Source organism: Vibrio sp. 14G-20 (assembly GCF_026241515.1).
Taxonomy (GTDB): Bacteria; Pseudomonadota; Gammaproteobacteria; order Enterobacterales; family Vibrionaceae; genus Vibrio.
In genome coordinates this window covers 285194-298848 of record NZ_JAPHPW010000002.1, presented here as the reverse complement: position 1 = coordinate 298848, position 13655 = coordinate 285194, and the positions used below count along the sequence as shown (strand labels likewise).

The window sequence follows — 13655 nt, the reverse complement described above, 5'->3', positions numbered from 1 at the left end:
ATGTCTCTATTCAAACTCGACAACGTTATCCAAAACTACGCATGGGGCAGCAAAGACTCCATAAACCAATTGTTTGGTATTGTTAACCCAAAACAAGAGCCTCAAGCTGAAATTTGGATGGGTGCTCATCCTAATGGTTGTTCAAAAGTAGGCGATACCGGTGAGCCGCTTTCTCACATGATTGATGAAAATAGAATCGATGTTTTAGGCGGGTACACGGCGGCCCGTTTCGGTGAACTACCTTTTTTATTTAAGGTGTTGGCAGCAGAAACACCGTTGTCGATTCAGGTTCACCCAAATAAGCGTAAATCTGAGTTAGGTTTTGAGCGAGAGAATGCACTTGGTATCCCTTTGAATGCGTCTAATCGTAATTACAAAGATCCAAACCACAAACCTGAACTTGTTTATGCGTTGACGTTCTACAAAGCGATGAATGGCTTTCGTCCAATCGACGATATTATTACGTTGTTCGAAGAAGCGGAGATTCCTTCGTTAGCGATTGAGCTTAATGTACTTAAAGCCAATACCGACAGTGATTCTCTGAAGTCTTTCTTTAGCGCAATTATGTCGCTTGAAGGTAAGCGTAAAGATGCTGCACTTAACGAGCTTTATGCTGCGCATGCGCGACCAGCTAAAACGGTCATGGGGCGTGAAGCTCTGCAATACAGCAAAGAGTTCAAACAACATTATCCGGGTGATATTGGTTTGTTTGCACCATTGATGCTTAACACGGTTGAACTGGCACCTGGTGAAGCGATGTTCCTATTCGCAGAAACCCCACACGCTTATGTCCAAGGTACAGGCTTGGAGATCATGGCAAATTCAGACAACGTGTTGCGTGCTGGCCTCACACCAAAGTACATAGATGTTCCTGAGCTTATCGATAACACGATCTTTGAACCGATTAAGCCAGAAGATATTCGCCTTAAGCCTGTATTAAAAGAGGGCAAGATGAGCTATCCGATTCCAGTGGATGACTTTGGCTTTGATATCTTGTCTGCGACCGATGAGAGTAAGTCACAGTATTTACGTAGCGCAGAGATCTTGTTCTGTGTAGAAGGAGAGGCAGCCGTGACTTCAGAAGGACGTACAGTTTCTCTTAAGCCTGGAGAGTCGGTCTTTGTAAGTAGTAATTCAAGTGTTTACCAATATCAAGGGAATGGCATTTTGGCTCGTGCTTTTAACTAGTGCCCCCGTGCTAGCGATCAGTAAAAGAAATGTCAGAGTGCCATTGTAGTGGTACTCAATATTAGATTGATGGTTGTTATACCAATCACAGTAAGTAAGTGAATAGAAATAGCGCAGGAAAAAGACTTGAGAACAAGGCAGAATTTTTCGATAAGTAGTTATTCTACAATCAAAAATTCTAACGCAGTTATCGAGTTTTTGAACCAGCTAGGCTGACAGTTATTTACTACGATTGGTATTATCTATCTGTCTTTGACAGTCATGATTATTGACCATACCCGCTACTCTGGCGGGTTTTTTCATTGTTAGAATAAGCAGATACAAGCCTTTAGAAAAGACAAACCCTGCGATAAGAGCAGGGTTTTTTATTGAATCAGTACTAAATGATTGGTTAGGCAATGTGTGTCATTTTATTAAGCACGAAGGTTTCAATACAATCTTCGGTCGCAGCCATGTACTCGGCGATGTGTTGGCTAGCTAAGTGTTTCTCTAGATGAGCTTCAGACTCCCAGTTTTCATGAAAAACGAAGTGCGTAGGGTTACTGTTATCTTGGTGCAGATCGTAGTTAATACAGCCATATTCGACACGGGTTTTATCGATCAATTTAATCATCTCAGCTTTTACAAGCTCAATTTTGTCTTCTTTAGTGACGATCGTTGCAATAATGGTCAGTTTGCTCATTCTTTATTCCTCAGCGTTCCACTCGGTAAGTGTAATTAATATAAGCAGTTGAATGAGAGGGTTAAAGATTGGCTAGATCCAATTACTATGGATATTTTAGTCCATAATTAAAGCCAGTCTCTTTAATAAAAAATGCCCGACTATAATAGTCGGACATGGATGATAGAGTTTATTCGAAAGTATTAGTTGTTGATTTCTGCTTTAATCCAAACCATACGGTGGTCAGAAGATATGTCCTTACCGTTTCCGTAATTACCTACACGCTCGTCATTCATTAATAGACGGCCGTCTTCGAACGTTGCTGGCCAGTAAATACCAGAGTCTGAAATCGTTAGGTTTTCTGATGGTACAACATGATCAAGGCGTAGTCCGCTCGTGCTGGTCACTTGACCAGGGTATGGAGTATCCCAGTTTGCTTCTTTACATTCGCCAAGAGCTAGACATTCTGGGCCACCAAGGCTGGCAGGTGCTAATGGACCGAACGTCGCTAACCGGTTAACTTTGTCGTGGTCCATCAGTGCATTGATTGCTGTCAAATCACCATCACCTTTAAGAGGGTCAGCGTTAAGGTCGCCCATAACAACGAATTTAGCGTCTGTACTTAATCCGCCAGTCACGCCTTTATCGTCGTACATGTAGCTTTGACCTTCGATGTAATCGACCCAGAAATTAACTTCATCTGCATTTTGAACCTTGTTCTTACCCGTGTCGAAAATAGGTGGCGTTGGGTGAGACATAAGTAGGTGAATCGTCTCTGAGGTACCGTCTTCTTGAGGGATTAGGATCGGTGCGTCAACGTGGTTTTTAGAAGAAAGGCGAACTTCTGCCCACTCTTCAGCAGTATACCAGTCGTCACCACACTCCATGCCATCTGGCATAGGGTTCCAAGAATCGTTACAGTTGGTGATAGTTGGCATGGTAGCCGAAGGCATATCGCTCCATTTGAACTTTTGGAAAGTACGAATGTTGTCGTGATCAATTTCATACATAGACATTAGAGCGAACGCATATTGTCCGTGGTAGGTACCAAAGCCCCATGCATCGCCTGGTAGTTGCCCCGGATTACCGTCATTATCTAGGTCAAAACCAAATTCGTTTAAAAGGCCAGTGTTGGTCGCGAAGTTGGCAAAGTACTGGAATACGATTGGATCTAACTGAGTGCCGTCTTGATCAAAGCTATTTGAATTTTGAGATACAGATAGGTAGTTCAAGCGGAAACCGATAAGAGCATCGTTATTTTCAGCGGTACCATCGTTGTTAAACTCCGCCATCATGATTACTTCTGGGCGTTCAGTCTGGATGATTGCAGCTACGTTACGAATCTGGATTACTTTAAGAGCGGTGGCTTTGGCTTCTTCAGACAAAGTATCATTTTCCCAGCCTTCAACCAATGCGTCTTGCTCTGGCTTAGTCAGTTTCATTTCAGCTACAAGATCTTCGTAGGTATAACGGTCAAAAGACAGGTTGAATACGGCGATTTTAGCTTCTGTAGAAGATGGTACGGTTGGTTCTTGAGGGTAGTAGTTATTAGTTGTTTCGTCACCGCAGCCGAATAAAAGGGTAGTAGAGATTGCTAGCGCTAGTGATGTTTTTAACATTTTCATAAAATGATTCGCTTTTGTAGTCCGTGGAATAGGAGGGCGCGCATTTTATGTTACAAAATGAAATTCCGTAAGTGACTCTTGTCACAGTTGGTAATGTAATAAAACGTTTTATTACACTGTATGTGTGATATTTGACATTGGTCCATTTTTGATTAGAGTTTTTATTCAACCCAAATCGCAAATAGGGTCATAAAAACAAGAAAGCGCCGAGACAGTTTTAGCCTAGGCGCTTGATAAAAAAGAATATGTTATTAAAAGGTTAAGCGTACTGTTCCACCGTCATTGCCCAATTTTTCTTCTGTTGTTCGAAGTTCATTTTGATTTGTTGGTAACGAACTTTAAGTACAGAGTGTTCGTATTTTTTCACAACGTTTTCGCGCTTGCTTTCAAGTAGTTGCTTTTTAACTTCGTAATATTCGTTCATATTTGACACGAGTGCATCGAACTCTTGCTGAAGCTTGTCTGCGATTTGTTGCTTGTCGGCACGGTGCATGATTTTTTGCTGTGTGCGCTTAAGTAGCATGGTCGCTTCGGCCTTTTCAATGCGGGCTTGAGGCGTTTTCTTTAGTTTGCTTGCTAAGCCCATCAATGAAGCACTCTTAATCAACCATTTCGTTGGATCGTATTGCCACCAGTAAATGCCATTACGGTAGTCGTTCTCAAAGATGTGGTGGAAGTTGTGGTAGCCTTCGCCGAAAGTGAGTACTGCTAGCACACCGTTATCACGCGCTGTGTTTTTGTCAGTAAAAGGTTGGCTACCCCAGATGTGAGCAAGAGAATTAATGAAGAATGTTGTGTGGTGGTTAAGGACCAAACGAACCGCACCTACGATTAACAACATACCTAGTACATCACCGTAAATCACACCTAAAGCGATAGGAACACCGAAGTTCATCAGTAATGCCAACAAAACGTAGTGCTTGTGCTGCCACATCACAATCTTGTCTTTCTTCAGATCGCGGCAATTCTCGTAGTCCGTATACATTGCTGTGTTGTAATTACGGACCATCCAGCCAATGTGCGAGTACCAGAAGCCACGTTTGGCTGAGTATGGGTCTTTGTCGTTGTTATCGACATGCTTGTGGTGCACACGGTGGTCAGAAGACCAGTGTAGCGCGCTGTTCTGGAGGGCAAATGCACCGCCCAAAGCAAACAGGAATCTTAGGCTTAAATGCGCTTCAAACGCTTTATGAGACCATAAGCGGTGATAGCCTGTCGTGATAGACAGGTTACAAAAAGTAAAACAGATCGCTAGCCATATCCAGTGCTCCATACCATAGCCAAAAAAGTAGCCATAAACGGGAGCCGCAACAACAGCAAGCAGCATACTAGAAGAAAAAACAAAAATATTGAGCCAGATTAATGGCGGCTTTTTTGTTGATGGTTTGTCGGCACTATTCATTAGCAAATTTCCATTGGGCTTACATCTGTGCGCTAGAATATCAGCGTACACGTGTAAGTCAATATTGAAAGTGTAAACGTGTATTAGTATGTTTTGCTTAAATATTGTATAAAGGTAGTGTGAAATGTAGTAGCAAGTCATAAATGGAAGTACTAAGGGCTAATAAATGGAAATTAAGGTAGCTGAATATAAAGATTATGAGCGGATTGCCCAGTTACACGCGGATAGCTGGAAGCTATATTACCGTGGCATTCTTGCTGATGATTACTTAGAAAATGATGTTTTGGAGGATAGATCTGTTATTTGGCAGACTCGTTTGATTAATCCTCCTTTCAACCAACATGTGTTATTGCTTGAAGAAGGCGGTCTACTGGTTGGTTTCGTCTGCGCGTTTGGTAATCACAACTTTGAGCGTGGCACGTTCATTGATGCGTTACACGTTGACAATAATTATCGCGGTAGAGGTGTAGGCAAGCGTTTATTGTCTGAACTATCGAAGTGGTTGCAACAATACTATTCGGACTCAGGGCTTTACCTCGAGGTGATGTCTGAGAACCACCAAGCGATTGCTTTTTATGAAGCGATTGGTGGCAAAGAAGAACTAGAGCAAGTTTGGAACGCACCATGCGGCAGCCAAGTGAACGAGAAAGTGATTTCTTGGAATTCTCCCGTTGAACTTGAACAGAAAACAGCAAGCGTCGTGTATTCTTAGCTGATTCTTGTTGAATGCTGTTTTTTTGCCGAGTAGCAGATTCTTAACGAAGCTATTTTAAAGCAGAAGAACAAAGACAAAAGCCCCGAGCATTAAGTAAGCTCGGGGCTTTTTTGATTGGGTTTATGGTTGTTTTAATGATTCGCAAAGGCGCGTGAAATATTGGGTGACTAATCACACCATGTGATCTTATTTCTACCGCCTTTCTTCGAAATGTACAGTGCTTGGTCGGCGTCGTCGATAAGTTGCTCGACAGAACCAAGGGCTTGAGGGGCATGTTTCACACCGATTGAAATCGTTACATCTAACCTAAGGCGAGCAGGGGATTCTAAAAGGGAATTAACGAGCGATTCAATTGAAGCCTTAGTTTCTCCTTGAACCATCACCAAAAACTCTTCACCGCCGTATCGAAAGCAGTTACTGCTGGTAGGTAGTCGTTTTTGAATCTCATCAGCCAGTTCTTTTATCACCATGTCACCCATTTGATGGCCGTAGGTGTCGTTGATCGATTTGAAATGATCAATATCTATCATGATCGATGTAATGGATAGTTGACGGTCTATGCTCGGTTCTATCACCTGATGAAGATAAAGGCGGTTGTAGCAGCCCGTTAGCGCGTCTTGATAAGAAAGGGCCTCAAACATATTAGATTGCTTGCGAAGCTGAATCGCTTGTTTGCGCAGTTGCTCGGATTGAGCGAAACGTTTGTGTACTTCCAAGTCACGTCTTATACAGGCCGCCGAGATTAGGATATAAGCCGAGATATAAACGGAAATTGTTTCTATTTCATTCTTTGGCTCTGCTTCATAAAGCAATGGTGCAAGGCCGATGAGATAAGCCAAAAAGATAAACGACAGCGTAGAGATACTGTATTTGGCTGACAGTCGTGAAAACGTACCAATGTAGATCATGACGAGAATGACGCCACCTTGGTAATCGAAGTTGTTTAACTCAATCGCAAGTCGACCGACATAGACCAAAAAAAGCGAGCTAATTACAAGGAAGGTACTTTCTACGGGTTCTAAAACGTTGGGTTTGCTGGTGATGCAATATCTGGCGGCAGCCATCATCAATAGAAAAAGTATGACTCGGAAAATGATAGGTGTAAGGCTCTCACTACCAAAGTGGATGTAGTCAGTGATGATGAATGCACAGAATATTGAGATCGGGATGTAGATGAAATTTATGTACGGCAAGTAAATTTCATTATCGAAATAGGTTTTAAATCTTTGATTCTTGAACCCAGAATAAGAGCGCATTGAGAAATTAGCCGAGATTGATACACAATAATTTGCGTAGTATGTCACAGTGTTTGGGATTGTAAACGACCGTTTCTATAGATTTGTCAGTATGTTAGCTAGATCAACAAACGGTAGCAGGCAATATTCACGCTCTATTATCGATAGAACGTGAATATCTAGAGGCAGGTGTAAGAGTGGTAAACAGAAACTAAAGCAGATTATAAAAACTAATCGCGATTAACGCTTGTTCTTCAAGTAACGTTTACGACGCTCTTCTTTTTTCTTAATCTGTTGTTCGGCTTTCAGCGCAGCCGCTTCTTCAACTTCGATCAGCTCTTGTGTGATCATTTCTGGTAGCTCTAGCGTTACCTTACCTAAAGTGCCGTTACGCAATTCGTGAAGTAGTATTTCAGAACATTTGTGAATGTCGATATGACCACCGGCACGAAGTGCACCACGCTTACGACCAATCGCTTCCATTAGTTCGATGTCAGACTCTGGCAGCTCTTCAATTTGGTAACGTTCTTGCAAAAGGTTAGGGTACTGCTTTGCTAGGTATTCTACTGTGTAGAATGCCACTTCATCGTATTCCATTGCTGTATCTTTTACAGCACCTGTTGCAGCCAAGCGGAAGCCACTGTGTGGGTTTTCTACTTTAGGCCAAAGGATTCCAGGTGTATCAGAAAGGATCACGCCATTCTGCAGGTTGATACGTTGTTGACGACGAGTTACCGCAGGTTGGTTACCAGTAACCGCAATCGTACGTCCAGCCAAGCAGTTGATGATGGTCGATTTACCCACGTTCGGGATGCCCATGATCATTGTACGAATGTTCTTGCCCATCTGTTCACGGTGCGGTGCCAGTTTACGTACTAGCTCCATAACGTGGTTAACTTCTTCTTTTACGCTAGTCGTAATCGCAATCGCTTTAACGCCTTGCTCTTTCTCGAAGTGCTCAATCCAACGTTGAGTCAGTTCAGGATCCGCAAGGTCACGCTTGTTCAACACTTTTACACAAGGCTTATCGCCGCGCAGTGAAGAGATCATTGGGTTTTCACTACTGAACGGGATACGAGCGTCCAGTACTTCGATGATCACATCAACTTGTGGGATAACTTCTTCGATTTCTTTGCGGGCTTTATGCATGTGACCCGGAAACCATTGAATAGACATAGAGATAAACCTTGATAAATATATTTGCTGCACATTGTAAGGCTTGGATGATACGTGTAAAGGTATATCTATCCCGACCTTCAATGAGCCCAGTGAGTTTGCTTGAAGTATAGGCGACTTGGTGATGTTTATTTAGCTGATGATTGACTTAATGAAAGTGGGAGCCGCTAATTTTGTGAAGCGTAAAAAGCCGCTACATCTCTAAAGTCTTGATCGTTGAGCTTACTCAGTTGTGCTCGCATCATATCCGCGTAGTCACCTTGTCTTTCCTCGTTTTGATACGCTTTCATTGCGTTAAAGAGATAAATTGGATCTTGGCCAGATAGCTTGGGATAGGAGTTATCAGTCGAAGGGCTGGTGGGGTTATGACAAAAAACACAGCTCGGGGATTTCAGTTTACCAAGTTCTGGATCACCAAAGTCTTCTGCGTGAAGTGTGAAAGAGAGAGTAGCAATGAGTAAAGCTAGGGACTTGTTGTACACGTATATACTCCTGTGAAAACAAGAGTATAAAGCTTCCCCTTAGGGGAAGCTCAAGTATTAATAGCGATATCTGAGAATTTTGTTGAGAGTTACAGCGCTTTTTCCAATTCCGTTAGGAATCGAGAAATGTCTTCAGAACTAATGTCACGGTGAGTAACAAAGCGCACAGGGTTACCTGGCGACATAGTAATGCCTTTTTCACCTAACTCTCGTGCGATGCGATTGATATCAACAGAACCATCTAACTTAGCGAACATGATGTTCGTTTGAATGAGATCAGGGTTAACCGAGAAGCCGTCAAGCTTGCTTAGACCAATCGCTAGGTTTTTCGCGTTCTCGTGGTCAGCTTTAAGTTGAGTAACGTTTTCAGTCAGCGCCATTTTACCTGCAGCCGCAAGGATGCCTGCTTGACGCATGCCGCCACCGACCATTTTACGTAGTCGACGTGCTTTAGCGATGTACTCTTTATTACCAAGTAGCAGAGAGCCGACTGGAGCACCTAAACCTTTCGATAAACAAATCGTCATCGAATCGAAGTGTTGTGCGATCTCTTTAACGTGAACGTCTAACGCGACTGCCGCGTTGTATACGCGTGCGCCGTCTAAGTGCATCTGCAAACCATGTTGGTTTACGAACTCACGCGCTTCCGCTAGGTAAGACATTGGAAGTACTTTACCATTAATCGTGTTTTCTAGGCTCAAAAGCTTAGTGCGGGCGAAGTGGCTGTCATCTGGCTTAATAGCAGCAGCAAGCTTTTTGAAATCTAAAGTGCCATCTGGGTTGTTTTCGATTGGTTGAGGTTGAATCGAGCCCAGTACCGCAGCGCCGCCAGCTTCGTATTTGTAGTTGTGCGCTTGTTGGCCACAAAGGTATTCGTCTCCACGCTCACAATGTGCCATCAAGCCGAGAAGGTTGGCTTGCGTACCTGAAGAGGTGAACATTGCGGCTTCAAAGCCTGTTTCGTTGGCTGCCCACTGCTCAAGTTCGTTTACTGTTGGGTCGTCACCATATACATCATCACCGACTTCTGCGTTTGCCATTACATCGCGCATTGCTTGTGAGGGTTTAGTTACGGTATCAGAACGAAAGTCCATGTTTCTCTCCTAGAGTATTATAGGTAGCCGCAGAGTTGGGCTTTACTTAAACAAGCGATAGTTTTTGTATCGGTGATTTGATCGTGTCGTATTTTGTCGTGCAGTTCTTCTAAGCTCAGCTCGATCACTTCTATGACTTCATCTTCGTCACATTCAAAGCGGGTAGTGAGGCTAAGGTCTTTTGCAACGAATAGGTGCTGTATTTCATCGCAGAAGCCAGCTAAAGGCGTAACTTGCCCTAAGCTTTGAAATGAAGTTGCACTGTAACCTGTTTCTTCTTCCAATTCGCGCTGCGCGCATTGAAGAGGTGTCTCATCAATTTCCATGGTGCCCGCAGGTAACTCTAGAAGCCACTTTTTGAGAGAAGGGCGAAATTGGTTAATGAGGATAATCTTTCCAGACGAAGTGATAGGAAGAATAACGGCCGCGCCAGGGTGGTTGATTGTTGTATGTTTTACCACGACGTTCGTAGGGAGCGTCACGTTCTCTTCTATAAGAGAAATACTTTTCCATTGATGGATAACTTTACTCATGCAGTCTGGCCACATTCCTTGCCAATTTGTCGATAACTGAAGACGTGCACCACCATAACGTCTATGGTGTCGAAAATAAAAGAAAAATTGGGTTTAGTTTTAGATTTCGGTTTACGCTGTTCGTGATGTTACTCTCATATTTGGAATCTATGATTACATGAAAATTACGACCCTAACCATCTGATATAAATGCAACTCAATAATAAAATACACTTGTAACAAAGTGCTAACAAATGTATAAAAACATATCTACACTCTCAACAGTTAAAAGATTTTCGGAGTAACGCATGAACCCTTCTATTTCCTCACATGCTGACAAAGCGCTACTCTCTGAAAGAATCAATAAATTAGCGCATGCTCTATCCGATGGTGTCTATGAAAGAGAAGACACGATTAAGCTCTGTTTACTGGCAGCTCTCGCCGGCGAAAGTGTATTCTTATTAGGTCCTCCGGGCATCGCAAAAAGTCTTATCGCTAAGCGCCTAATCCAAGCTTTTGACAACAGCAGCTATTTCGAATATCTGATGACACGTTTCTCTACGCCAGAGGAAGTGTTTGGCCCGTTAAGCATCCAAGAATTAAAAGACAACGGTCGCTATGTAAGACTGACCGAAGGCTACCTACCAACAGCACAAGTTGTGTTCCTTGATGAGATCTGGAAAGCAGGTCCTGCAATCCTAAACACACTGCTTACTGTCGTGAACGAAAAAACCTTTAAGAACGGCAGCGACATTGAGCGTGTACCGATGCGCTTGTTGGTTTCTGCATCTAATGAACTTCCAGACGAAGACAGCGGCCTAGAAGCGCTTTATGACCGTATGTTGGTTCGCGTGTTTGTAAACCGTATTCAAAACAAACAAAACTTCAAATCGATGCTGACGACTGGCACATCTCAAGAGGCCGTGATTCCAAAAGGTTTGGCGATCACTGACATTGAATATCACCAATGGCAGAAAGAGCTCGACAAGCTAGAACTGACCGATAACTCGTTTAACAAGTTGTATGAACTGAAAACCATGCTTGAGGAAACAGTTAAGAAGCAAGGTTCAGCATCTGAGTCTGATTTGTACGTATCAGATAGACGTTGGAAGAAAGCCGTTAAGTTATTAAAGGCGAGTGCTTTCTTTAGCGGTCGAGACAGCGTAAACCCGCTAGATATCATGCTGCTACAAGACTGTTTATGGCACAGCCCTGAATCACGTGATGTGGTTCGTAGCGTGGTTAAAGACTTTGCATTGAATCGTGCGTTCGATCAGCAAGAATCAAAAGCGCAAATCGAAATGTCTCGTGAAGAGCTTGAAGAAATTCAGGACGACGTTGAATCGACGCTGTCTGTGTCTTTGTCGATGGAGTCTACCAGTGGCTTGCTACGTAAAGACGTTTACCAAAACGATATCAAGAACGCGAAGATGTACAGCGTGGGTAGCGCGTACAACTTAGTAAAACTGGTTCTGCTACAAAGCAACATGTCAGTGTCTGAATCCGAGAAAGGCGATAGCCGATGGGTGTACGTAGCCAAAGACGATTTTGACCGTGTGCTTAAAGAAGGTCATGGAGACATCTACGGTTACGTAAACGAAAACAAAAATCTGTGCCGCTTGAAACTGGATCTTGATGCATCAAACCAGTTGGTTATTAAAGACATCGCTAATCGCTCGGTATTAGTCAGTGTCGTGACAACCGACGGTTTGGACCAAGAGCTTTACAACAAGTGGCTAACTGGCGCAGAGAGAGCGTTAGAGCAGCTCACAGAGGCCGAGTTCAAGTTGAAACGAGTTCGTACTGAATTCCATGATGCGTTGCCACATAACTACATCGACCCAGAGCTCCCTAAAGCGATGGAATCAAGCTTACAAGCGGTTACACAAGACTTGGAAACCACAAAGGTGAAGAGCAGCAAGATCGCACAGCGCATTAAGTTTATGAGTCAGTACTTCGAGTAAGGGGAGACAAGTATGTTAGGAGCAGACGGCTTAAACCTTGCTTTAATGGTTGCTGACTCAGGCATCATAGATACAGCGATGAATGATCTCATCGCTCGTTCTCAGGTCATGATGGCGGCTGAGAATAAAGGCGTGAAAACGTCAGTAAAAAACCACTTGGTAAAATGGCGCGGTAAAGTGAAAAAACGCGTCACCAAGGTGTGTGAAACGGACCGATTCCAAGAAGAAATCGCACTTTACCAAGAAGTCATTCACTGGGATGAGCCCCAGTTTTTTGATGAGATTGACAGTGTCATCAAAAAATTGGAGTGGCACTCAGCGTTTTACCTTCAAGCAAGACGTCTGATGGAACACAACAAGGGCGTTTACAATGCGATGTTCCCGCACTATTTCTGCGACCAGTGGTATCAATCACTGTCCGACGCGATCAAGCAAGCGCAAGTTACTGAACTTGAAACCAGCAAAGAGAAAGTCTTAGCCGACCTATACCAGCGCATGGAAACCATGAAAAACATGGATAAAGTGACCGAATCTGGTGATGAAGGCAGTGTAGGGCGCTTGTGGGACATGGCATCGGCTAAGTTAAGTAAAACTGACTTAACCGTAATGAAGCGTCATGCTGAATTCTTAAATAAGCATAAAGGCCTACAAGAGATCGCCGAAAAACTTGGCCGTATGGCTGGTGAGGAAGATGATCTTTCGCTACACAAAGCCCCTGTAGAAGAACTGCAGATGGTGGAAGAGAAAAGCGATGAAGCGGTTGATGACATTGTCGGGATTCACGAGAGTGATGACCTTAATAAGATGCTTCCAAACGAGACCATGTTCCTAGCTTATCCTGAACTCGAAGTTATCTTCTACAAGCATTTGGCTGACAAGCGCTTACTAAGCTATCGCTCGCAAGGTAAATCTCGTACGTTACGCAAAGTTAAAGCGCAAAAACCGGATAGCAAGAAAGTTGATATCGAAAAAGGCCCATTTATCGTTTGTGTGGACGCGTCTGGCTCGATGAGTGGCTTCCCAGAGCAATCTGCCAAAGCAATGGCTTATGCTTTGATGCAAATCGCTCTTGCGGAAGAACGAGACTGCTACGTGATTCTGTTCTCTTCTGAGCAGATCACCTATGAGCTAACACGACAAGATGGCCTGCGTGAGGCAAGTGATTTCTTAAGTTACTCATTCCACGGTGGTACGGATTTAGAACCTGTGCTGATGAAGTCGATTGATTTGATGACGGGTGATAAGTACAAAAACGCAGATTTGATTGTGCTTTCTGATTTTATTGCGCCTAAGCAGTCAGACGAGATGATCGCTCAAGTCGAAAAGCTGAAAGAACACAAAAACCGTTTCCATGCAGTGAGCTTATCTAAGTACGGTAACCCTCAACTCATGACCATGTTTGACCATTGTTGGGCATATCACCCAAGCTTAGTTGGTCGTTTCATGAAGAAGTGGTAACGCTAGAACATCTTATATAACTCGATTTTGCTGTGTGTTTTTTGATTGAAGAGAGCGAACATGCAGCAATTTGATTTAAATGTCAGCAAACGGAATTTAAATTCACTTTTTTGTTTGACTATCTCCTCTCAATCCGTAAAGTA

12 protein-coding genes are annotated in these 13655 nt (G+C 43.3%); 4 read left to right on the top strand and 8 right to left on the bottom strand.

Translation table 11 applies throughout. The features are described from left to right. Entirely contained in the window at positions 1-1188 is a 1188-nt protein-coding gene (gene manA, locus OQJ75_RS02960) for a mannose-6-phosphate isomerase, class I (RefSeq protein ID WP_265970646.1), read from the top strand. Between the two features lie 391 nt (positions 1189-1579). Here the strand turns inward: manA and OQJ75_RS02955 are convergent, their stop codons facing one another. The 3 genes from OQJ75_RS02955 to OQJ75_RS02945 form a co-directional block, all read right to left on the bottom strand. Then, on the bottom strand, positions 1580-1870 hold the full coding sequence (locus OQJ75_RS02955; protein ID WP_265970647.1) for a putative quinol monooxygenase: 291 nt from the start codon (positions 1868-1870) through the stop codon (positions 1580-1582). A gap of 182 nt (positions 1871-2052) precedes the next feature. Next, positions 2053-3474, bottom strand: coding sequence for an endonuclease/exonuclease/phosphatase family protein (locus tag OQJ75_RS02950; protein ID WP_265970648.1), 1422 nt, complete (start codon positions 3472-3474; stop codon positions 2053-2055). A 259-nt stretch (positions 3475-3733) separates the two neighbouring features. Next, entirely contained in the window at positions 3734-4876 is a 1143-nt protein-coding gene (locus OQJ75_RS02945; protein ID WP_265970649.1) for an acyl-CoA desaturase, read from the bottom strand. A gap of 166 nt (positions 4877-5042) precedes the next feature. Between OQJ75_RS02945 and OQJ75_RS02940 the strand changes: the two genes are divergently transcribed. Next, a complete protein-coding gene (locus tag OQJ75_RS02940; RefSeq protein WP_048613495.1) occupies positions 5043-5588 on the top strand; it encodes a GNAT family N-acetyltransferase in 546 nt (181 codons plus the stop codon). 170 nt (positions 5589-5758) lie between these two features. Here the strand turns inward: OQJ75_RS02940 and OQJ75_RS02935 are convergent, their stop codons facing one another. The 5 genes from OQJ75_RS02935 to OQJ75_RS02915 all read right to left on the bottom strand — a co-directional run bounded on the left by OQJ75_RS02935 (position 5759) and on the right by OQJ75_RS02915 (position 10111). Next, the gene (locus OQJ75_RS02935; RefSeq protein WP_265970650.1) at positions 5759-6784 is read right to left on the bottom strand and encodes a GGDEF domain-containing protein; all 1026 of its coding nucleotides are present in this window, start codon (positions 6782-6784) and stop codon (positions 5759-5761) included. Positions 6785-7066: 282 nt separating this feature from the next. After that, positions 7067-8002 carry a ribosome biogenesis GTPase YlqF gene (gene ylqF, locus OQJ75_RS02930; RefSeq protein WP_029405588.1) on the bottom strand — a complete coding sequence of 312 codons (936 nt, stop codon included), beginning with the start codon at positions 8000-8002 and terminating at the stop codon, positions 7067-7069. Positions 8003-8169: 167 nt separating this feature from the next. Further along, on the bottom strand, positions 8170-8484 hold the full coding sequence (locus OQJ75_RS02925) for a c-type cytochrome (RefSeq protein ID WP_265970651.1): 315 nt from the start codon (positions 8482-8484) through the stop codon (positions 8170-8172). An 89-nt stretch (positions 8485-8573) separates the two neighbouring features. Continuing rightward, positions 8574-9578 carry a low-specificity L-threonine aldolase gene (gene ltaE, locus OQJ75_RS02920; protein WP_265970652.1) on the bottom strand — a complete coding sequence of 335 codons (1005 nt, stop codon included), beginning with the start codon at positions 9576-9578 and terminating at the stop codon, positions 8574-8576. Between the two features lie 17 nt (positions 9579-9595). Then, positions 9596-10111 carry an NUDIX hydrolase gene (locus tag OQJ75_RS02915; RefSeq protein WP_265970653.1) on the bottom strand — a complete coding sequence of 172 codons (516 nt, stop codon included), beginning with the start codon at positions 10109-10111 and terminating at the stop codon, positions 9596-9598. 287 nt (positions 10112-10398) lie between these two features. On the opposite strand from OQJ75_RS02915, the gene OQJ75_RS02910 reads away from it, so the two are divergent. Next, a complete protein-coding gene (locus OQJ75_RS02910) occupies positions 10399-12054 on the top strand; it encodes an ATPase RavA domain-containing protein (protein ID WP_017632334.1) in 1656 nt (551 codons plus the stop codon). A gap of 12 nt (positions 12055-12066) precedes the next feature. Beyond that, a complete protein-coding gene (gene viaA, locus OQJ75_RS02905; protein WP_265970654.1) occupies positions 12067-13512 on the top strand; it encodes an ATPase RavA stimulator ViaA in 1446 nt (481 codons plus the stop codon). Positions 13513-13655 lie beyond the last annotated feature (143 nt).

Coding starts and splice junctions, on each gene's coding strand:
- manA (WP_265970646.1), top strand. CDS start 1: ATGTCTCTATTCAAACTCGACAACGTTATCCAAAACTACGCATGGGGC.
- OQJ75_RS02955 (WP_265970647.1), bottom strand. CDS start 1,870: ATGAGCAAACTGACCATTATTGCAACGATCGTCACTAAAGAAGACAAA.
- OQJ75_RS02950 (WP_265970648.1), bottom strand. CDS start 3,474: ATGAAAATGTTAAAAACATCACTAGCGCTAGCAATCTCTACTACCCTT.
- OQJ75_RS02945 (WP_265970649.1), bottom strand. CDS start 4,876: ATGAATAGTGCCGACAAACCATCAACAAAAAAGCCGCCATTAATCTGG.
- OQJ75_RS02940 (WP_048613495.1), top strand. CDS start 5,043: ATGGAAATTAAGGTAGCTGAATATAAAGATTATGAGCGGATTGCCCAG.
- ylqF (WP_029405588.1), bottom strand. CDS start 8,002: ATGTCTATTCAATGGTTTCCGGGTCACATGCATAAAGCCCGCAAAGAA.
- ltaE (WP_265970652.1), bottom strand. CDS start 9,578: ATGGACTTTCGTTCTGATACCGTAACTAAACCCTCACAAGCAATGCGC.
- OQJ75_RS02915 (WP_265970653.1), bottom strand. CDS start 10,111: ATGAGTAAAGTTATCCATCAATGGAAAAGTATTTCTCTTATAGAAGAG.
- OQJ75_RS02910 (WP_017632334.1), top strand. CDS start 10,399: ATGAACCCTTCTATTTCCTCACATGCTGACAAAGCGCTACTCTCTGAA.
- viaA (WP_265970654.1), top strand. CDS start 12,067: ATGTTAGGAGCAGACGGCTTAAACCTTGCTTTAATGGTTGCTGACTCA.